At 71.2% G+C, this 20,997-nt stretch carries 15 protein-coding genes; 13 read left to right on the top strand and 2 right to left on the bottom strand.

The genetic code is table 11. The features are described from left to right. Positions 1–66: 66 nt before the first annotated feature. The 9 genes from N1032_RS11380 to N1032_RS11340 all read left to right on the top strand — a co-directional run bounded on the left by N1032_RS11380 (position 67) and on the right by N1032_RS11340 (position 10,457). Positions 67–1,368 carry a LacI family DNA-binding transcriptional regulator gene (locus N1032_RS11380; RefSeq protein WP_310795941.1) on the top strand — a complete coding sequence of 434 codons (1,302 nt, stop codon included), beginning with the start codon at positions 67–69 and terminating at the stop codon, positions 1,366–1,368. Further along, positions 1,365–2,516 carry a M24 family metallopeptidase gene (locus N1032_RS11375; RefSeq protein ID WP_259539211.1) on the top strand — a complete coding sequence of 384 codons (1,152 nt, stop codon included), beginning with the start codon at positions 1,365–1,367 and terminating at the stop codon, positions 2,514–2,516. Before N1032_RS11380 ends, N1032_RS11375 begins: the two co-directional genes overlap by 4 nt. Before the next feature lie 138 nt (positions 2,517–2,654). Then, complete coding sequence (locus N1032_RS11370; protein ID WP_259539210.1) at positions 2,655–3,653, top strand: DUF6807 domain-containing protein; 999 nt, start codon at positions 2,655–2,657, stop codon at positions 3,651–3,653. A gap of 96 nt (positions 3,654–3,749) precedes the next feature. After that, the gene (locus N1032_RS11365) at positions 3,750–4,883 is read left to right on the top strand and encodes a Gfo/Idh/MocA family protein (protein ID WP_259539209.1); all 1,134 of its coding nucleotides are present in this window, start codon (positions 3,750–3,752) and stop codon (positions 4,881–4,883) included. A 149-nt stretch (positions 4,884–5,032) separates the two neighbouring features. Continuing rightward, positions 5,033–6,340 (top strand): ABC transporter substrate-binding protein, encoded by a 1,308-nt coding sequence (locus N1032_RS11360; protein WP_259539208.1) that lies wholly within the window; start codon positions 5,033–5,035, stop codon positions 6,338–6,340. A 247-nt stretch (positions 6,341–6,587) separates the two neighbouring features. Beyond that, positions 6,588–7,457, top strand: a complete 870-nt coding sequence (locus tag N1032_RS11355; protein ID WP_259539666.1) for a carbohydrate ABC transporter permease — start codon at positions 6,588–6,590, stop codon at positions 7,455–7,457. Next, a complete protein-coding gene (locus N1032_RS11350) occupies positions 7,454–8,371 on the top strand; it encodes a carbohydrate ABC transporter permease (protein WP_259539207.1) in 918 nt (305 codons plus the stop codon). Before N1032_RS11355 ends, N1032_RS11350 begins: the two co-directional genes overlap by 4 nt. After that, the gene (locus N1032_RS11345) at positions 8,368–9,048 is read left to right on the top strand and encodes a DUF624 domain-containing protein (protein ID WP_259539206.1); all 681 of its coding nucleotides are present in this window, start codon (positions 8,368–8,370) and stop codon (positions 9,046–9,048) included. Before N1032_RS11350 ends, N1032_RS11345 begins: the two co-directional genes overlap by 4 nt. Next, complete coding sequence (locus tag N1032_RS11340; RefSeq protein ID WP_259539205.1) at positions 9,045–10,457, top strand: alpha-L-fucosidase; 1,413 nt, start codon at positions 9,045–9,047, stop codon at positions 10,455–10,457. The genes N1032_RS11345 and N1032_RS11340 overlap by 4 nt, the downstream gene beginning before the upstream one ends. A 283-nt stretch (positions 10,458–10,740) precedes the next feature. On the opposite strand, the gene N1032_RS11335 is transcribed toward N1032_RS11340, so the two are convergent. Next, positions 10,741–15,429, bottom strand: a complete 4,689-nt coding sequence (locus N1032_RS11335; RefSeq protein ID WP_259539204.1) for a S8 family serine peptidase — start codon at positions 15,427–15,429, stop codon at positions 10,741–10,743. 209 nt (positions 15,430–15,638) lie between these two features. After that, on the bottom strand, positions 15,639–16,649 hold the full coding sequence (locus N1032_RS11330; RefSeq protein WP_259539203.1) for a helix-turn-helix domain-containing protein: 1,011 nt from the start codon (positions 16,647–16,649) through the stop codon (positions 15,639–15,641). Positions 16,650–16,758: 109 nt separating this feature from the next. Here N1032_RS11330 and N1032_RS11325 point away from each other — a divergent pair, with 109 nt between their 5' ends. The 4 genes from N1032_RS11325 to N1032_RS11310 form a co-directional block, all read left to right on the top strand. After that, positions 16,759–17,331, top strand: a complete 573-nt coding sequence (locus tag N1032_RS11325) for a PadR family transcriptional regulator (RefSeq protein WP_259539202.1) — start codon at positions 16,759–16,761, stop codon at positions 17,329–17,331. Further along, positions 17,324–19,021, top strand: a complete 1,698-nt coding sequence (locus N1032_RS11320; RefSeq protein ID WP_259539201.1) for an MFS transporter — start codon at positions 17,324–17,326, stop codon at positions 19,019–19,021. The genes N1032_RS11325 and N1032_RS11320 overlap by 8 nt, the downstream gene beginning before the upstream one ends. Before the next feature lie 231 nt (positions 19,022–19,252). Beyond that, complete coding sequence (locus N1032_RS11315; RefSeq protein WP_259539200.1) at positions 19,253–19,765, top strand: hypothetical protein; 513 nt, start codon at positions 19,253–19,255, stop codon at positions 19,763–19,765. Between the two features lie 146 nt (positions 19,766–19,911). Next, the coding region (locus N1032_RS11310; RefSeq protein ID WP_259539198.1) for a LacI family DNA-binding transcriptional regulator at positions 19,912–20,997 on the top strand (1,086 nt) is incomplete at its 3' end.

Here is a 20,997-nt window from a genome sequence, read left to right as displayed (position 1 = left end):
CAGGGCACGCGGGCAACTGCGGGCCTAGAATGAGGAACCGATTTCCAGCCGAATGGGGGAGTGCCGATGGCCGACCGGGCGAGAGCCGTGACCATCGCCGACGTCGCGGCCCGGGCGGGGGTTTCGCAGGCATCCGTGTCACGCGTGCTCAACAGCAAGCAGACCGTCGACCCGCGCATCGTGAAGCTCGTGCGCACCGCCATCGCCGACCTCGGCTACACGCCGAGCATCGCTGCGCGCAGCCTGGTGCACGGCCGCAACGACACCATCGCGATGGTGGTGCCCGACCTCGAGAACCCGCTGTTCCAGGGCATTCTCAAAGGCCTGAGCCTGGCGGCCGCGGCCGATGGCTATCGGGTGCTCGTGGCCGACACGGCGGAGCAGTCCGACGAAGAGGCCGCGATCGCCCTCGAGGCACGGCACCGGTGCGACGCGATCGTGTTGTGCGCCCCGCGCATGCCCGAGTCCCAGCTGCGGGCGCTCGCCCCGCAGTTGGCGCCGGTGGTGGTGGTCAACCGTTCGATCGCGGATTCCGCCGTGCCCATGGTCGGCGTCGACTACGCGCAGGGCATGCGCGATCTGGTGGCGCACCTGGTGTCGCTCGGTCATCAGCGCCTGCTGTTCCTCGGGGGGCCGGCCCGCAGTTCGTCGAACGTCGAGCGGCTGCGCGGCCTGCGCGAGGCGGTCGCGGCGACCCCCGGACTGGCAGCCGACGTGGTGGCATGCGGCTCGTCGCTCGACGACGGCTACCGCGCCGCCGAGGCCGTGGCCGACGCGGTGCGCGGCGGCGTGACCGGGGTGATCGCCTTCAACGACCTCGTCGCCCTGGGGCTCGTGCCGCGGCTCGGCCAACTCGGGCTCGCGGTGCCGCGCGACGTCTCGGTGGCGGGCTTCGACGACGTGCCGCTCGCGCGCTTCTCGAGCCCGGCACTCACGAGCATGTCGGTGCCACGCGCCGAACTCGGCGCCCAGGTCTGGTCGCGTCTGCGCGACCTGATCGCGGGCGAGTCGGCCGAGCACGCGATGCTCTACCGACCCCGCCTCGAGGCGCGCGCGAGCACCGGCCCGGTGCCGGGTGCGGCGGGCGGGGGTCTTGCGCCGGATGCGGCGGCCGCGGGCGGGGAGTCCGCCGGGCCTGCGGGCGCCGCGGTCGACGATGGGTCGGATGACCGGCCGAACGACAACGGCGTAAAGGGCCGTGAGCCGAGTGCCGGGCTGGACGACCACGGCCTGCTGACCGAGGCGCCGGCTCCGGCTATGGATGCGCGCGACGAGGGCGCGTCGGGCGAGGCGCCGGGTGCCGGGCCCGACGGCGATGGCGCGCAGATCTCGGAGCCGGTCGGAGCCGACGCCGGCGGCGCACGATGAAGGCCGACCGCGTCGGCCGTCGAGTTCTGCCCAGAGCGGGCGTGGCGGCATCCGTCGATCATGACGCCCCGGCCCTGGGCCGCACGATGAGGCCCGACCCCGCCGATCGCCGGGCGAAACGCCAGCGGCTGCTCGCGATTCTCGAGGCGCGGGGTGCCGACAGTCTTCTCCTCACGTCGCACGGGGCGGTGTCGTGGTACCTCGACGGTGTGCGCACGCACGTGTCGTTGGCGGGCGATCCGGTCGTGGCGGTCGCCGTTCGACGAGACGCCGACGAGGTGTTCGTGTTCGCGAACGAGGCCGACCGCTTGATCGACGAGGAGCTCGGCGCTCCGGATGCCGCCCTCGTCACCCGCGTGCCCTGGCACGCCCCGCTCGTGACGCCGCTCGACGGCACGCTGCGCGAGATCGACCTCGCCCTCGAACTGCGCGCCGCGCGGGCGAGTCTGCTGCCGGCCGAGCTCGCGCGCTACCGTGCGCTCTGCGCCGAGGTGGCGTCGGGGCTGACGGATGTCGCCCTCGAGTCGTCCCCGCGCACCCTCGAGCGTGCCGCCGCGGCTGCTCTCTCGGCCGCACTCGTCGAGCGGGGCATCGACCCACTCGTCGTGCTCGTGGCCGGGGCGGGGCGGGAGCGGTTGCGGCATCCGTTGCCCACCGCGGCGCCGCTCGGTGCTCAGGCGATGTTCGTCGTGTGCGGGCGGCGGAACGGGCTGATCGCGAACGCCACGCGATGGGTGCAGTGGGGCGCAGCGGCCGGAGGCGTCGGGCCGTCAACGGCTGCCGCCCTGCGCATTCTGGAGGTCGAGGCGGCGTTCTTCGACGCCACGCGACCGGGCGCGCGCTTGGGCGACGTGTTCGCGAGCGGAACGGCGGCGTATGCGGCGGCCGGCTTCGACGCGGGCGAATGGCGGAGGCATCATCAGGGTGGGGCGGCCGGGTATGTCGGGCGGGATCCGCGGGTCACCGCCGACGTCGACGACCTGGTGCAGCGGAACCAGGCGTTCGCGTGGAACCCGTCGGCGCCGGGAACGAAAGTCGAGGACACGGTGCTCGTGTCGCCGTCGGGGGTGGAGACGTTGACGGTCGATCTGCGGTGGCCGACGGTGGAGGTCGGCGGGCGGGATCGACCTGTGCCGTTGCGATTGTGAGCGCGGGATAGGGCGGCCGGTGAGTGCAGGAGCGGGCCTTAGCGCACGAGCGGCCTCGGGCACGGGCGGGCCCTTGAGTGCGGCCAGGGCCTCTGCTGTAGGCTGGATAGCGCTTTCCCACCAGCCCGGAAGACGACGATGACGACTGGAGAGTTCGTGCTCGACCTGCGGATGACCGAGACCGACGACGGCCTGACGTTCGCGGTCGGCGACGCCCAACTCGTCGACTACGTCGCACGACCGGCTGACGTGCGGCTCGAATCGCCGCGCCCCTACTTCTCACCCGTGCGTACGCTGCGCGGTGAGGTGGTCACCGACTTCCGGCCGGCCGATCACGTCTGGCACCGCGGAATCTCGTGGTCGCTGCCGGTCGTGGGCGACGAGAACTTCTGGGGCGGACCAACCTACCTGCGCGACCGGGGTTACGTGCAACTGTCCAACAACGGCTCGCAGCAGCATCTCTCGTTCGACCGCCTCGAGATCGCCCCCGACTCCCGCAGCGCCTCCGTCGTCGAGCGCCTGCTCTGGCGCACCGAGGCGGGTCGCGACCTGTTCGACGAGACGCGCCGCATCTCGGTGGCACTGCTCGACGACACCGCCTGGGCGCTCACCTTCGACACCACCATGACCAACCTCACCCCCGACCCCATCCGGCTCGGCTCACCCACCACCCGCGGTCGACCCGACGCCGGCTACGGCGGCCTCTTCTGGCGCGGCCCCGAGTCGTTCCGGGGCGGCCGCGTGCTGGCGCCGCTCGACCCCGCCGACTCGGGCGGCCCCGGCGCCACCGGTCCGTCGGCCGCCGCCCGCACCGCCGACGCCCTCCGCGGCACCCGCGCGCCCTGGCTCGGGTTCGCGGGCGAGCACCCCAGCGGCCGCACCTCCACCGTCGTCATGGTCGACGCCCCGGGCAACCCGCGGCATCCGACCCCCTGGTTCGCGCGCAGCACCGACTACGCCGGCCTCTGCCCAACCCCGTTCTTCCACGACGAGTGGGTCGTCGCGCCCGGCGCCGCCTTCCGCGCGCGCTACGCGGTCGTCGTCGCCGACGGCGACCACGACGCGGCCGCCGCCTCACTCCTGGCCGAGGCGGGCCTGGCAACCCTCGAGTCGTCGCGAATCAGCGGAGATTCGTGAGTTCGTCCATGCCTGTTCGATGAAGCCGCGAATCTCCGCCGATTCGACACCACATCCCCGGCACCACGACCCGACCCACAACCCCAAGGAGCCCCGATGCCCGACTCCAGCCCGACACCCCTCCGCGCCGGCATCGTCGGCACCGGCGCCATCTCCGACTCGCACGCCCGCGCCATCGCGGCCTACGACGGCGCCGAGCTCGTCGGCGTCACCGACCACGACCCGACGCGGGCGGCCGCGTTCGCCGAGCGCTGGGGCGGCGTCGCCACCGCGCCCGACCTCGACGCCCTGCTCGCACTCGGCGTCGACGTGCTGCACATCTGCACGCCCCCGTCGGTGCACGCCGATCAGGCCGTCGCCGCCTTCGCGGCCGGCGCCCACGTCATCTGCGAGAAACCCGCGGCGCTCTCGCTCGCCGAGCTCGACCGCATGACGGATGCCGCGGCCGCCGCCGACCGCCGGCTCGCCATCGTGTTCCAGCAACGCACTGGCACCGCGGCCGCGCACGTGCGCGGCCTGCTGCAGGCCGGCGCGTTCGGCCGCCCGCTCGTGGCCACCTGCCAGACCCTCTGGTACCGCCCCCAGGAGTACTTCGACGTTCCCTGGCGCGGCAACTGGGCCACCGAGGGCGGAGGCCCGACCCTCGGCCACGGCATCCACCAGCTCGACCTGCTCGCGCACCTGCTCGGCGACTGGGCCATGGCGTCGGGTCAGCTCTGGCGGCTCGGGCGCGAGACCGCGACCGAAGACGTCTCTACCGCGGTGCTCACCTTCCGCAACGGTGTCGTGGCGTCGGTCGTCACGAGCGCTCTCTCGCCGCGCGAGACCAGCTCGATCCGCATCGACACCGAGCTCGCCACCATCACCGTCGACCACCTCTACGGCCACGCCCACGAGAACTGGCGCATCACTCCCGCCCCCGGCGTGCCGGCCGAGACGACGGATGCCTGGCGCCTGCCCGAGCACGAAGAGGGCAGCGGGCACGAGCCGCTGGTGCGCGAGGTCTACGACGCCCTGCGGGCCGGGCGTCCGCTGCCGGCCGTTGCCGACCACCCGGCCCGCTCGCTCGAGATCGTGACGGCCATCTACGCCTCGGCGGCCAGCGGCAGCCCGGTGGCCGCCGAGGCGCTCCGCGACGACGTCGCGCACCTCCGTAGCCTCGAGAGCCCGGTCACCGACCTGCGTCCGGCCGCCGGAGCAGCGCGCGGCGACGACGCCGAACGCGTGTAGTGAATCGTTATTCCATTCGGTGTTGACCAGCACGGGGCGCTCGGTTACAGTGTCGGAAAGCGCTTTCTGACACAAGCAACCGCGGACTGTCGGATTCACGGCGCGCTTCCCAGCACCAGGTAGACAGAGACGTTTCCAGGAGGACAACGATGTTCAGAATTCGAAAGCACCGCAGCGTGATCGCTGCCGCAGCGCTCACTGCAGGCGCTGCCCTCGTGCTGTCGGGATGCTCCGGCGGGGGCTCCGAGCCCGCCGCGACCTACGACCCCAACGAGAAGGTCACCTTGAACTTCGCCTTCTGGGGCAACGACGTTCGCGCGGCGATGTACGACGAAGCCTTCAAGGCGTTCAACGAGGAATACCCGAACATCACGGTCAACACCTCCTTCCTCGGCTTCCCCGAGTTCTGGGAGAAGCGCCAGACCGAGGCGGCTGGCGGCGGCCTGCCCGACGTGATGCAGTTCGACTACTCCTACCTGCGGCAGTACTCCGAGAACGGCCTGCTGCTCGACCTCGACCCCTACCTCGGCAACATCATCGACACCGAGCCGATCGCCGACAACATCCTCCAGATCGGTGTCGTCGACGGCACGACCACCGGCATCGCCACCTCCACCAACGCCTGGGGCCTCTACACCAACCCGAAGCTGCTCGAGCAGGTCGGCGTCGACACCTACGAGGGTGGCGGCACCTGGGATGACTACCAGGACTGGATGCAGCAGGTCACCGACGCCGGCGCGTCGCAGGGCATCTACGGCGGCACCGACTGGACCGCCCGCATCCAGAACTTCGAGATCGAACTGCGCGCCGAGGGCTCCTACCTCTTCAGCGAAGACGGCGAGCCCGGCTTCGACAAGGCCCGCCTCGCCGAGTTCTGGGAGTCGGGTGCCGAGGCGCGCGACGGCATCACCATCCCGCAGCAGCAGCTCGAAGAGGTCTACCCGCTGTCGGGCTTCGACGCCGCCAAGACCGCGAGCGAGCTCACCTGGGACAACTTCGGCGCCGGCTACCTCGGCAACCTCGGTGAGAGCTTCACCGAGCTCGGCCTGGTCGCTCCGCCCGTGACGGTCGAGGGCGCGAAAGACCTCTACCTGAAGCCCTCGATGCTGCACACCATCTCGGCCAAGACCGATCACCCCGAGGCCGCGGCCACGCTCGTGAACTTCTTGGTCAACTCGCCCGAGGTCGGCGCCGCGTTCGGCACCAACCGCGGCCTGCCGGCATCCGAGACCCAGCTCGAGGGCGCTGAGCTCGACGGGCTCGACGCGCAGATCCGCGACTACGAGGCCTCGATCGAAGACCGCCTCGGCGACGCGCCCCCGGTTCCGATCGTCGGCGCCGGTACGTTGGAGGAGAAGTTCCGCCAGATCGGGCAGGAGCTCGGCTTCGGCACCCTCACCGTCGATGAGGCCGTCGACCAGTTCTTCAACGAGATGGATGTCGTTCTCAACCAGTAACCTCTGATGCGCTCCGGGCCGCGCCACTCGTGCGGCCCGGGGCGCCTCAGGCATCGACGCATCATCAGGCATCGGCGCATCACCAGGAACAGAGCACCACGAGGGATCGGAGAATCGCGTGACGATCACGAAGCCGGCCGCAGCGAAGCGGCCCGAACCAGGTGCGGCCGCCGGCGGCCCGCCCGCCCGCACCGCGCCGCCCGCGAAGCGCGACTCCCGCCGCCGTGCGGCGAGGCGCCGAGAGAACGTGGCCGGTTACGGCTTCCTCATCCCGTGGCTCATCGGTTTCCTGGGGTTGACCCTCGGCCCGATGATCTACTCCCTCTACCTGTCGTTCACGAAGTACAACCTCTTCGCCGACCCGAAGTTCGTCGGGTTCGACAACTACATCCGCATGTTCACCGAAGACCCGCAATACGTGCAGTCGGTGCAGATCACCCTCGTCTACGTGCTGGTCGGAACCCCCATCAAGCTCGCCGCCGCCCTGGGCATCGCGATGCTGCTCAACTACCGCAACAAGGGCTCGGGCTTCTTCCGCTCGTCGTTCTACGCCCCCTCGCTGATCGGCGCGAGCGTCTCCGTGGCCATCGTCTGGCGCGCCATGTTCAATACCGGCGGCCCGGTCGACTCCTCGCTCAGCTTCTTCGGCATCGACCTCGGCGGTTGGGTCGGCAACGTGTCGCTCGTCATCCCGATGATGATCCTGCTGGCCGTGTGGCAGTTCGGCGCCCCCATGGTCATCTTCCTCGCGGGCCTCAAGCAGATTCCGGTCGAACTCTACGAAGCCGCCGAGGTCGACGGAGCCGGCCCGTTCCGCAAGTTCAAGTCGGTCACCCTGCCGATGCTCTCGAGCGTCATCTTCTTCAACCTGCTGCTCGAGACCATCAACGCCTTCCAGGTCTTCGCGTCGGCCTACATCATCTCCAACGGGTCGGGCGGCCCGGCCGGCATGACGAACTTCTACACCCTCTACCTCTACAAGCGCGGCTTCGCCGACGGTCAGATGGGCTACGCCGCGGCCATGGCGTGGGTGCTGGTGATCGCGGTCGCGATCATCGCGTTCATTCTGTTCCGCACCTCGAATCGTTGGGTCCACTACGCGGGAGAGAGCAAATGAGCACCATCACCGACGTGCCTCGCGGCGAGTTCCTCGAGGGCGAGATCGAACCCCAGCCCCGCAGACGGCGACGGATGAAGCGCAAGACCGTCAACACGGTCATCTGGTTCGTCGTGCTGCTGGCCATCACCGCCGTCATCCTCTACCCGTTGGTGTGGCTGGTCTTCTCGACCTTCAAACCGTCGAGCGAGTTCGGCCAGAACCCCGGCCTCATTCCCGACAACCCCACGATCAACAATTACCTCAAGGTGTTCGAGGGCATCGGCGGCACCCCGCTCTGGCGCTTCTTCGCCAACTCGCTGTTCATCGCCGTGATGGCCGTGATCGGCACACTGGCCTCGTCGGCACTCGCGGCCTACGCGTTCGCCCGCATCAAGTTCAAGGGTGTCGGCATCCTGTTCGCCGCCATGATCGGAACGCTGCTGCTGCCGTTCCACGTCATCATCATTCCGCAGTACATCATGTTCCAGAAGCTCGAGCTGATCGACACCTACGTGCCGCTCATCCTGCCCAAGTTCCTCGCCACCGAGGCGTTCTTCGTCTTTCTGATCGTGCAGTTCATCCGCAACATCCCGAGAGACATGGATGAAGCGGCCCGCATCGATGGGGCCGGCCACCTGCGCATCTTCTTCTCGATCATTCTGCCGCTCATCAAACCGGCCCTCATCACGAGTGCGATCTTCGCCTTCATCTGGACCTGGAACGACTTCCTCGGGCCGCTCCTGTACGTCAACTCGCCCGAGAAATACCCGTTGCCGATCGCGCTGAAGCTCTACAACGACGCGACTTCGACCTCGGACTACGGGGCCACCGTCGCCGTGTCGATGCTGGCGCTGCTGCCGATCCTCATCTTCTTCATCGTCTTCCAGCGCTTCCTCGTCGACGGGGTGGCGACTCAGGGGCTGAAGGGATGAGCGTGCTGGAGCGGTCGGGCCGCGCCGGGCGTGCCGCGCGGCGTGCCGCCGAGTCGGGTAGCGGCCCGGTCGCAGGCGACGCCGAGCCGCAGCGCAACCCCGGCGCGCGCAACTGGTTCGGGCTGCTCGGCGAGGTGCTCACCGTCGGCATCCTGGTGACGCTGGCCTCGGTGCCGCTCGTGACCCTCCCGGCGGCGCTCGCCGCGGGGGTGCGCCACATGAGGCGCTTCCTGCGCGCCGAGGAGTCGACGTTCGCACTGGCGTGGAACGACTTCAAAGCCGCCTTCGTGGGGGGCATCGGCGTGGCCGTGGCCACCGCCGCCCTCGTGCTGGTGCTGCTGCTCGACATCGATCTGGCGAACTCCGGCGCTCTGCCGGGCGGGTCGCTGATCGCGGTCGTCGGCTGGGTCGGGCTCGCGGCGCTGGGCGTGGCAGTGTTCACCGCGGCCGGGCTGTGGACGCCGCAGCTGCGCTGGCGCGGTGCCCTGCGGGCCGTGCCGGCCGCGGTGCGCAGCGACCTGCCGGGCGCGCTCTACCTGGTCGCGACGGGCGTGTTCGCCACCGTCGTGACCTGGCAGCTGGTGCCGCTCATCGTGCCGGCACTCGGATGCGTCGTGCTCGCCGTCGTCGCCATCCCGCAACGCCCGCGCCGTCGCATGGCCGACGAACAGCGATGAGCGTCACGACCGACCCGGCGCGCGCCGCCGCCGCGCCCGAACTCGACGCCGCCGCCCCACGCGAACTCGACGCCGACGCGGACAGCGAAGCCCTCGACGCGCAGCCCACCCCCCGCGGCCGCGCCCTGCCCGCCTGGGCGCGCGACGCCACCCTCGGCATCTTCGTGCACTGGGGCGCCTACTCGGTGCCGGCCTGGGCCGAGCCAACGGGTCCGCTCGGGGGAGTGCCCGAAGAGCAGTGGTTCGCCCACAACGCTTACGCCGAGTGGTATGCGAACACCATCCGCATCGCGGGGTCGCCGGCCGCCGAGCATCACGCGCGGGAGTACGGCGACGCCCCCTACGACGCGTTCCTCGACCAGTGGCACGCCGAGAACTACGAGCCGGGCGACTGGGCTGCGCTGTTCGCCTCGCTGGGAGCCGACTACGTCGTGCCGACCACGAAGCACCACGACGGCATCGCCCTCTGGGACGCCCCGGGCTCGGGCTCGCTCACCACCGTCGCCCGCGGGCCCCGCCGCGACCTCATCCAGCCCCTCGCCGACGCGGTGCGGGCCGAGGGCATGCGCTTCGGCGTCTACTACTCGGGCGGGCTCGACTGGGCCTTCGCCGATCATCCGGTGCTCGACTCGGCCGCCGACGTGCTCGCCCTGCGACCCACGGATGCCGCCTACAACGACTACGCCTTCGCCCACGTCGTCGACCTGATCGACCGCTACCGCCCCGACCTGATCTGGAACGACATCGACTGGCCCGACGCCGGCAAGGTGCCCGGACCGACCTCGATCGAGTCGCTGCTCGCGCACTACCGCGAGGAGGTGCCCGACGGCGTCGTGAACGACCGGTGGGGAGCGGATGTCGGCGACTACCGCACGAGCGAATACGAGAGCGCCACCGACAACGAGCACGACTCCGGCTGGGAGAACTGCCGCGGACTCGGCTTCTCGTTCGGCTACAACGCCGTCGAAGACGAGTCGCTGACGCTGTCGCCCCGCGAACTCGCCCGGCACTACGCCGACGTGGTGTCGCGCGGAGGCCGGCTGCTGCTGAACGTCGGGCCGACGGCGGCGGGGGAGATCCCCGCCGTGCAGCGCCGCACTCTCGAAGGCGTGGCGCCGTGGCTGCGCTCGGTGAAGCCGCACACTCTCGGCCGCGCGGCGATCGCCCCCGGCGAGGTGCGCGTGCTGCGCCCGACGGAGGCAGGCTCGTTCGCGCCCGCCGCTCCGGCCCCGGGCGACGCCGACCGGCCCGACGGTTCCGCGCCGGCATCCGGAGCACCCGACCTGTGGTGGCGCGCGTGGCGCATCCCGGGCGGCTACGTCGTGATCGCCGACGACCCCTCGGTCGTGGTCGCTGTGCCCGCGGGTGCGTCGGTGCGGGTGATCGCCCTGCCCGACGACGCAAGCTAGCGTCGTCGCGAGAGCCAGTTCGATCGAACATGGTCGCACGGCGGACCCGGTGCGCGGCGAGCCCGCCGCACGGCGAGCCGCCCGACCAGCCCGGTGCGGTGCGAGCCCGCCGCACGGCGAGCCCGGCGCGCGGCCCCGGCGCACGGTGAGCCCGGCGCACGGTGACACCTGCGCGACACCCGCCGCACGGTCACGCCGCCGCACGGCACCCGGTGCACGCAAAAGCGCCCGGGCGAGAGGATGAGACATCCGCCCGCCCGGGCGCCAATCGGTCCGCCGCGAGCTACGCGCGGCGACGCACCGTGCGCACCACCACCAGCGCGGCACCAGAGGCCACCGTGAGCATTCCGCCCACGATCAGCCACAGGGCGTCGAACCCGGTCGACGCGAGCGATCCCGTCGCCGCGGTGTCGGAGCCGTCGCCCGACCCACCCGACCCGCTGCCGCCGTGCCCCGGCGTGCCCGGAGCCGCGGTGTGCGTCGGGTCGCCAGGCTGGCCAGGCTCACCCGGGTCGCCGGGCTCCCCGGGCTCACCCGGGTCCCCGGGCCCCGTCGGCGGCGCCTGCTCACCGAGCAGCACCGCGACACTCGCCCGGTGGATGCCGCCGCCGTTCGTGCCCGCCAGCAGCCACGCGCCGTCGGGGCTCGTGGCGAGCGACCGGATCGAGGGGGCGTCCAGCCCCGCCGACACGTTCGACCAGCTCGAACCGCCGTCGGTGCTCATCAGCACGCCCCGGGCGAGGGTGATCAGTCCGTTCGGCCGGAACGTCTCGGTGCCCGCGAACAGCACCGTGCCGGTCGACCGCTCCGCCGCGGTGAACACCGCGACCTGGATCTCGGGCGACGGCACCGTGGCGTCGGCGAACGTGACGCCGCCGTCGGTGCTGACCCGGATGCCGTTTCCGCCCACGATCACGTGGTTCGCGTCGGCCGGATCGACCCACACCGACTGTGCGGCCCGGTCTGTGACCGACCGGATGTCGCGCCCGAAGTCGTCGGAGACGAACACCCCCTCCTGGGCGGCGATCCACAACCGTCCCGCGGTCGACGCATCCGGCGTCAGCTGATTCACCGTCAGCGGATGCGCGTAGACGTCCCACGTGCCCCACGCGTCGTTCGTGACGATGAGCCCCGAGTCGCGGTCGGACTTGTAGGCCGCCACCATGGTGCCCGGGTCGCTCGGGTCGAGCGTGAAGCCGCGACTCTCGAACCCGGCCGGACCGGTCTCGACGAAGGCGGCTCCGCCGTCGGTGCTGTGCTCGATGCGCGCGCCGCCGAAGGCGTCCTGACGCAACCGCCAGAGCCCGAGCGGCTGCGTCGGGTCGGCCACCATGTCGGTGCTGCCGAGCCCGATCCAGCCCTCTCCGCCGGTGCGCCCCCACTCGGTGACGCCGGCCTCGAGCACGGCGTCATCCGGCAGCCGGATCGACCCCACGCCGTGGCTGTCCGACACCCGCACGACCTCGTCGCCCTCGGCATCGACCCCGGTGAGGATCGACGCGACCGAGTTGCCCGAGACACCGAGCCGCTCGAACGTCGTGTCGTCGTCGGTGGCGTAGAGCCCGGCGCCGTCGAGCGACACGAGCAGGGTGTCGTCGCCCGCCCAGTGGGCGAAGTCGAGCGCCACCGGCCCGTGATAGGGGTACTCCGACGTCTCGAACGAGTCGCCCCGGTCGGTGCTGGTGTAGTAGCCCTCCGGTGCCCCGATGTAGAGCTCGCCCTGGTCGAACTCGAGCGCCGTCGGGTTGAGCGTCGGGGTGGCGAGGTCGATCCAGCTGGCTCCGCCGTCGGTGGAGCGCACCAGGCCCTCCTCGAACATGCTGGCCACGAACGTTCCGTCTTCGGCGGTGACACCGGTGTAGGTGCGCTCGAGGGTCGATGCGGCGATCAGCTCAGGCGCACCCGGTGTCGCGTCGATGCCCTCGACCCGGAACAGTCCCGTCGGGCTGACGAGCACCGCGGCCGCTCCGTCGATGGCGATGTCGGTCGGAGGCTGCTCCCACTGGAAGGCGAGGTGCGACCACGACCGCCCGCCGTCGTGACTGTACTCCAGGCCGTCGGCGACCGCGGCGACGAGCGTCTGGCCGCTCGTGACCGACGCCCAGATGTGCTCGTCGGGGAACGGCAGGATGCTCCACGACGCTCCGAGATCGTCGGTGCGCACCAGCATCCCGTCATAACTCGCGTCGAGCGTGACCGTGCCGACCGTGCCGTTCAGGAAGTACCAGAACGCCTCGGGGTCGGACGGGTCGGCGTAGGGCCGGCCGAATCCGTCGCCGACGGGCAGGTCGCGCACCTGGTTCCAGGTCGCTCCCTTGTCGGAGGTGAAGAACGGTCGTGACGTGCCCTCGGCCGTCAGCATCGCGGTCTCGCCATCGATCGGCGAGGTGGCGACGAACGCGCTGTTGCTGTCGCGGCCGAGCTGCTGCCAGGTGTAGTCGCTCGTCACCGCGGGCAGCACCTCGAACGATCCCGCCCCGAGCTGCGTGGAACCCTGCGATTCGGCGCGGACGGCGATCGAGTGCCCTCCGACCTCGGTGGAGTCGACCGATCCCTCATACCAGCCCGGTCGCGTGTTGAGCCCTTCGTCGTCGATCTCACCCGAGAGCTGCATCGAGACCTCGAGCACGTCGCCCGAGGGCGTCGTGACCTCGGCGACGGGCGGCTCGTCGAGCGGGGCATCCGCGTGCACGAAGATCTTCGCGTGACCCGACGACGGGTCGGGCGTGGCCCGCACGAGCAGATCGCGCGAGACGGCGAGATAGGGCACCCGCACCTCGCTGCCGTCGCTGAGGCTCGCCACCACGGTGCCCGAGACCTCGGCGAATCCGGAGGTCACCTCGGGAACGACGCTCAGGATGGCCGTCGAACTCGAATCGGCCGGCAGCTCGAGGGTCGAGGCGTCGAGCGTCGCGGTGCCCTGGCTCGCGCTCGAGGGAACGATGGTCAGCGTCGCCGTGAGCGCCTGGTCGCTCGTGTTCGTGAGGGTGAGCGCCGTCGCCCGGCTGGGGTCGTCGGCGTCGGCATCGACGAGACCGAGGGATGCCGCGGCGGGCTGCGCCGTGAGACTCTGGTGCACGGCTGCCGCCACGTCGAGCAGGCCCGCGCCCTGGTCGGCCGGTGAGGAGTCGACGGCGTCGCTCGCGAGCGCCGAGGCCGAGCCGATGAGGGTGTCACGCACCTGCCACGGGTCGGCATCCGGTCGCATCTGGCGCACCAGCGCCGCGGCACCCGCCACGTGCGGCGCGGCCATCGAGGTTCCCGACAGGCGGTAGGCGTTGTCGTCGATGCCCTGGGCCGCGGGCACGAGCGAGCGGATCTCGACGCCCGGTGCCACGATCTCGGGCTTCAGGCGCATGCTGTCGCTCGGGCCGCGCGAGCTGAACGACGCGATCGTGTCGGTCATGTCCTTCGCCGACACGGTGGCGGTGGCGCCGCCGGCGAGCACGGCGTCGCGGATCGGGGCGTACTCGTTCGCCGTTGTGCCCATCACGACGATCGAGTCGAGCCGCAGGTCGGAGCCGCTGCGCAGAGCGTCGGGCCCGCTTCCGGATGCCGCCGCCTCGAGCACGCCGGAGTCGGAGAGCATCGGCTCGGTGCGGCTGACACCGCCGTAGAACGGCGGCGGCAACTCGTAGACGAGCGCCGCGACGGCGCCCTTCGTCTCGGCGAGGGCTGCCTTGTGGAAGTCGTCCTGGATCTCGGCCGTGCTGCGCGGCACGATGCCGCTGTAGGCCACGATCGCACCGGTGAGGTCACCGGCCGCCTCGAACGCCTCGTCGCTGCCGTCGCCCACGTCGACGACGCGCGCCGTGAAGCCCTCGGCCGGGGGGTTCGCCGAGTACAGCACCCGGGAGGTCGGCACGGCGTGCTCCTCGGGTGTCGTGAGTGAGATCGACGGGATGGCGAGGTTGGTGGTCGAGGCGCCGACCGCGAGCACGTCGTTCGCCGCGGCGGGGCTGCTCACCGTCTGCTCGCCGGGGCCCGAGTTGCCGGCCGCCGCCACGACCACGGCGCCCGCGATCATCGCGTTCGACGCGGCGAGACCGATGGGGTCGTCGCCGTCGCCCGGCAGTCCGAGGCTCATGTTGATGACGTCGGCGGGATGCGCACCCGCCGGCGAGACGGCCGCGCCGAGCGCTTCGATGGCGTCGGACACCTGTCCGCCGCCGTCGGCGTCGAGCACCTTGTAGGCCGTGAGGGTGGCGTCGGGCGCGACGCCGGTGATCTGGTCGACACCGCTGCCGGCCACGATTCCGGCCACGTGGGTTCCGTGGAAGTGGTCGTCCATCGGATCGGCGTCGTCGTTGGCGAAGTCGTAGCCGTCGACGACCTTGAACCCCTCGCCGAATCCGCCGCCGAGATCAGGGAGGGTGTAGTCGATTCCGGTGTCGAGGATGGCGATCGTGACACCTCCGCCGCGCGCGGCGGTTCCGTCGGGGGCGGTCTGCGCCCACACCTCCGGCGCGCCGATCGCCGGCACGCTGACGTCGGTCGACGCCTGCGTGCGGCCGTCGAGCGAGACCCGCGTCACGCCCGGCAGGGCGCGCAGCTCGTCGATGTCGCCGGCGGCCACGGAGCCCGCGACGGCGTCGAGAACTCCCGTGAGGTAGCGCGGCGCATCGATGGGTACGCCGGCCGTGCGGGCGGTCTCCACGAAGGCCCGCTGCTCGGTCTCGAGCGCTTCGGCGGCCGCGGTGTAGTCGGCGGCGACGGCGGAGGAGATGCCCACGTCGGCGGTGGAGCGCGCCTGCTGCAGTCTCTCGGCACCGATCGCGCGAACCGCGGAGTCGCCCGCGAACTCGATGATCACGTCGACCACGGCGGCGGCATCCGTGCCCGCCTCGGTCGCCGGTGTCGACGCCTGCGCGGCGACGCCGAACGCCGACAACGGGGTCACGAGGCAGATCGCGAGAGCGGTCGCGGTCACGCGACGGCGGCTCGGTCTGCGGGGGTGGGGGGTGGGCGGCATGACGACCTCTCGTAAGTTGACCTGACCGGTCGACGGGGCGCCGAGGTGGAGTGTGAGGGCGCGGAGCCGTCGACCGTGGTGTCTTTGCTACCCGAGCGCGCGTGCCCCCCACCAGGGGGTGGTCTGTCCTAGCGCGGTCACTGTCCTGGAGCGGACAGGAGTTTTTACCGCGGCGAAACACCGGGGTCGGAATCGGAAACGAAAACGGGTCAGATCCAGCCCCGCCGTGCCGCCTCGGCGCCGGCCTGGAATCGGTTCGCCGACCCGAGTTCGCGCAGCAGGTCTTGGCTGCGCCGGCGCACCGTGCGCGCGGAGACGCCGAGCTGGCGGGCGATCATCTCGTCTTTCAGCCCCGCCGAGAACAGCGCGAGCAGCGCGAGTTCGCCATCGGTCGCCGGGCGGAAGGTCTGCTCGCCCGGCCGCGGCATGCGGTGCTGGGTCACGGTCTCGAGGTCGGCGCGCTGCACCGGAATGGGCACGGCCCGCCGCCAGTGCGAATCGAACAGCTCGATCAAGGCCCTCACGAGCGGCTCGGCCTCGGTCACCAGTGCCACCGGAGCCGAGCCCGACAGCACGAGCGACACGAGAGCGATGCGGCGGTCGGCGATGGCCATCTTGACCGGCAGGTCGGTGGTGACCCGGGCCTCCTCGCCGATCGCGACGAGCCGGCGCAGGTCGTCGAACGCCGACTCGTCGGTCAGGCTCGCAGCCGCGTAGACCGCGCGCCAGCTGACCCCGCGCCCGAGCACCACCTCCTCGAGCGGGTTCGTCGTGGCGAGCACGTAGGGCGGGCGGTCGAAGGCGAGGAACTCGAACCCGGCCTGGTGCTCGAGCCGGTTGTACCAGCCGCCCACTTCGTCGGCGCCGCTCACGATGCGGCTGAGGCTCGGGTCGGCCTGCGCGCGCTGCGCGTCGTCGAACGTGGCCGCCAGAAGGGGCACGGCGTCGCGGATGCGGTTGAGATGGTCGGCCGTGCGATCGGCGAGCACCCGGATGGCGAAGCGGGGGTCGACCGCCGAGTACTCGTCGTCGACGGCCAGACGGTTGACGAGGCCGAGAGATCGCAGCGCCTCGAGCTCGGCCATCGCCTGCTCCTCCGAGATGCCGAAGGTGCGTGCCGTGGCCGGCACGGAGGTGGTCGAGTCGGCCACCACCGCCCGGTAGATGCGCTCGCCGAGTTCACCGACGCCCAGCAGGGACAGCGTCGTGTCGCCCGGCATCCCGCTCCCCACGTCATCGCGGGCGTGGCTGGACCGCGCCCGTTGAGTGGTTCGAGATTACCAGGGCGAGGAGTTGATCAGACGTGACTACTCGTGCGAGAGTAGTCACGTGTCATCCATTCGTCTCTTCGTGCTCGGGTCTCTCGACGCGCGTGGCCCCATGCACGGCCATCAGCTGCGGCTGCTCGCCGAGCAGGAGCGCATCCACTTGTGGACGGATGTCTCGGTCGGCTCGCTCTACGGCACGCTCAAGCGGCTCGCCGCCGACGGCCTGATCGAGGAGGTGAGAGTCGAACGCGAGGGCGCCTATCCCGAGCGGCAGGTCTTCGGCATCACCGCCGACGGGCGCCGCGCGCTCGAGGCCCTGCGGGTCGACGGGCTGACCACGGTGGTGTTCCGGCCCGACCCGTTCGACCTCGCCATGACCCGGCTCGACCCCGAGCGCCTCGACGAGCTCGAGGCGCTCATCTCCGACCGGGTGGCGGCCCTCCGCGCCCGCCTCGCCGACCAGCAGCAGATGAACCTCCGCGCCGACCCCTATCTCACCGTGTCCGAGAAGTGGGTCATGCAGCACCGCACCGACCGCATCCGTGCCGAAGTCGAATCCCATGAGCGGCTTCTGCTCGACATCCCCCGAATCATCGCCGACGAACTGGCGCGAAAGGCCCAAGGTCATGACTGACGCAGCATTCCCCGCCGGAGGTTCCGGCGCGACTTCCTCCACGGTCGGCAACATGGCCGGGTCAACGGCTGGCTCTTCCGCCGGCTCGACCGGCGCTCCGCCCGCGCCCGCGGTTCCCCGCCGCGCCTGGCAGGCCCTCATCGTGCTGCTCGCCGGCATGTTCATCGCGCTGCTCGACACGACCATCGTGAACGTGGCCCTGCCGAGCATCCGGTCGAGCATCGACGCCTCGGAGGCCACTCTCTCGTGGATCATCTCGGGCTACGCTCTCGCCTTCGGCCTCGCTCTCATCCCGGCCGGCCGGGTGGGCGACCGCATCGGGCACAAGTGGGTTTTCTTCACCGGCATCGCGCTGTTCACGGCGGCGAGCCTCGCCTGCGGGCTGGCACAGAACGACGTGCAGCTCGTGATGGCCCGCGTGGTGCAGGGCCTCGCCGGCGGCATCTTCGTGCCGGCCGTGACCGCCTACATCCAGCTGCTCTTCCCGCCTCGCTCCCGCGGCAAGGCGTTCGCCATCATGGGCGCCGTCATCGGCGTCTCGTCGGCGCTCGGCCCCATCGTCGGTGGGCTCATCATCCAGGCTTTCGGCGCCGAGAACGGCTGGCGGCTGGTGTTCGGCGTCAACCTGCCGATCGGTGTCGCCACGCTCATCGCGGCCGCCATCCTGCTGCCCAAGCGGTCCGAGGCCATCGCGGTGGGCGACGCCGCCAACGGCCGGCGGGCAGGGGCTCCGGATGCCGCCACGCAGGCTTCGGCGCCCGCCCCGGCCGCCGGCGCGCACACTACGGCGCCCGCCCCGGCCGCCGCCGCGCACACTACGGCGCCCGCCCCGGCCGCCGGCAAGGCGGGCCTCGACTGGATCGGCCTCGTGCTCATCTCGGGCGCGCTGGTCGCCCTGCTCGTGCCGCTCATCCAGGGGCAAGACGAGGGGTGGCCGCTCTGGACCTACCTCTCGATCGCGGGCGGCGTCGTGCTGCTCGTCGCGTTCGGCGCGTGGGAAGTCGCCTACACCAAGCGCGGGCGCAGCCCGCTGGTGCCGCCGCGGTTGTTCCGGCATCCGGCGTTCACCGGTGGCGTCATCCTGGCGCTGGTCTACTTCGCCGCCTTCACGAGCATCTTCTTCACCATCTCGATCCTCTGGCAGGCCGGACTCGGTCACACCGCGCTCGAGTCGGGCGTCGTGTCGATCCCGTTCGCGATCGGCTCGATCGTGGGTTCGGCGCTCAGCAGCCGGCTCGCCCAGCGGCTCGGCCGAACGGTGCTCGTCATCGGCACGGCGGCCGTCGTGGTGGGCCTCGCCTGGATCTGGCTCGTGCTGCTTCTGACGAGCCCTGCCGACCTCACCAATTGGGAACTCATCCTTCCCCTGCTCATCGCCGGCCTCGGCAACGGCCTGTTCATCGCCCCCAACGCGCAGTTCATCGTCGCGACCGTCGACCGCGCCGAAGCCGGGGCGGCCAGCGGTGTCATCAGCGCCATGCAACGGGTGGGCAGCGCCATCGGCATCGCCGTGATCGGCAGTGTGTTCTTCGGCACCCTCGTGATCAGTGGGCAGGATGCCGCGGCCGTGGCCACGGGCTTCGTCGACAGCTCCGCGGCCGCGATGGGCGTGAGCGTCGCGTTCGCGGTGCTCGCCTTCCTGCTCGTGTTCGCGCTGCCCCGTCGCAGCACGACCGGCGGCGGGCACTGAAGGGCGGCGGCCGAGAAAAGCCTTGCGCCGCGGCGTGGTGATCCGCTAGCGTCGGTAACCGCGACATCCGTTCGCCACGAGAAAAGGGAAGGTGAGATCCATGACTCCGAAAATCTTTACGAACATGGTGCTTCCCCCGTTCTCCCGCCTCGCCGCGTAGCGTTCGCTCGCCGCCGGGCTTCGCGCCTGGAAGCACCTCCATTGCTCACCATCTTCTGGAGGAAGTTTCCCGTGTTCGCATCAGCACGCCGCGCCGACGATCAGGCGCTCTTGCAGTTCTTCACCGACGAACCCGTGTCGTTCGTCGATTCCACCCGGTTCGGGCGCGGTCTCGCGTCGGGAACCTATCGCCGAGACTGGACCTGGCTCGGTTTCGTCGACGACCAGCCCGTGGCTCGCGGGGTGTGGTGGGGCCCGGCGGGCTCCGTGCACCCCATCGAGCTGAGGTGCCTCGTCGTGCACCCGTCGGTGCCGCACCCCGAGGTCTGGGGAGCGGCGGTCATCCGCTCGGCGCACCGCGCGTTCGCCGCGGCGGGCGCGATCCTCGCTCCCGACTTCGTGGTCGACCTCGACGGGCGGCGGCGGGGTGAACCCGCCGTCGAGGCGGCCCTCGCCTGGCGGCGGCTCGCGGCCTCGGCCGCAGGCCTGCCGGTCGAGACCGACCTCGACGACGGACGCGTGTCGTTCTCGGCTGGACCGGTGCGCACTGTGCGCGCCGTGCCCCTCGCCGGCACCCGCATGTGACTGTCACTCGGGCGCCCCGCGCTCCGTGTGACAGTCACATCGGAGTGCGGGGCACTCCCGCGAGCCGCTCGGGCGAGCGGTGCATAATGTAACTGCGTCCACGACTGTGAACGTGCACACAGGCATATGCGAGCAACGACGTGACCATGGATCCCCCGCCCGAGGCGAAACGCACGCGTGCTCCGAGCATCCGCGACGTGGCCCGGCTGGCGGGGGTGTCGCACCAGACCGTGTCGCGCGTTCTCAACAACCACCCGAGCATCCGGGTCGAGACGAAGAGCCGCGTGCTCGAGGTCATGGAGCAACTGCAGTACCGCCCGAACCGGGCCGCTCGCGCGCTGGTCACCAGCCGGTCGCGCACGATCGGGGTGCTGACGTCGTCGCGCTCGGAATACGGGCCGGCATCCAGCATCCAGGCCATCGAAGAAGCCGCGGTGCTGGCGGGCTACCTCGTGGTGACCGCCAACGCCGACGGCACCGACTCGCGCTCGATCGCCCGCGCCATCACGCACCTGCTCGACCAGGCCGTCGAGGGCATCGTCGTGATCGCGCCCCAGGTGCGCGTGTTCGACACGCTCGCCGAGATGCAGCTCGACCTGCCCTTCGTGACCCTGCAGTCGACCGGGCGGCTCGACGACCACGCGCTGTCGGTCGACCAGATGACGGGCGCCAGGCTCGCCACCCGGCACCTGATCGAGCTGGGTCACCGCGGCATCTACCACCTCGCGGGGCCGCAGGACTGGATCGAGGCCGAGGCCCGCATGGAGGGCTTCCTGCACGAGATGAACGAGATGGACGTGCCGACCACCGCACCCATCCTCGGCGACTGGACGGCGGAGTTCGGCTACTACGCCGGCCGCGAGCTCCTGCGCGTGCGCGACTTCACGGCCATCTTCTCGTCGAACGACCAGATGGCGCTCGGCATCGTGCACGCCATCCACGACGCCGGCCTCGACGTGCCGGGCGACATCAGCGTGGTGGGGTTCGACGACATCCCCGAGGCCGCCCACTTCTGGCCGCCACTCACCACCGTCCGCCAAGACTTCGCCGAACTCGGTCGGCGCGCCGTCGCCCTCCTGATCGGCAACGCCACCCCCGACCCCGACAGCGCCACCGCCCCCGATGCCGCCGCCGCTATGGCTGCCGCGGGCGCCGCGGTGCCCGCCCCCGCCGCGGCCCCGGATGCCGCCCCCTCCCCGCATGCCGCTCGCGCCGCCGCGCCCGTCCCGCAA

Source organism: Herbiconiux daphne (genome assembly GCF_024979295.1).
GTDB classification, from domain to species: Bacteria; Actinomycetota; Actinomycetes; order Actinomycetales; family Microbacteriaceae; genus Herbiconiux; species Herbiconiux daphnes.
The sequence above is the reverse complement of the archived record's forward strand: the minus strand, read 5'-3'. Positions and strand labels throughout refer to the sequence as shown.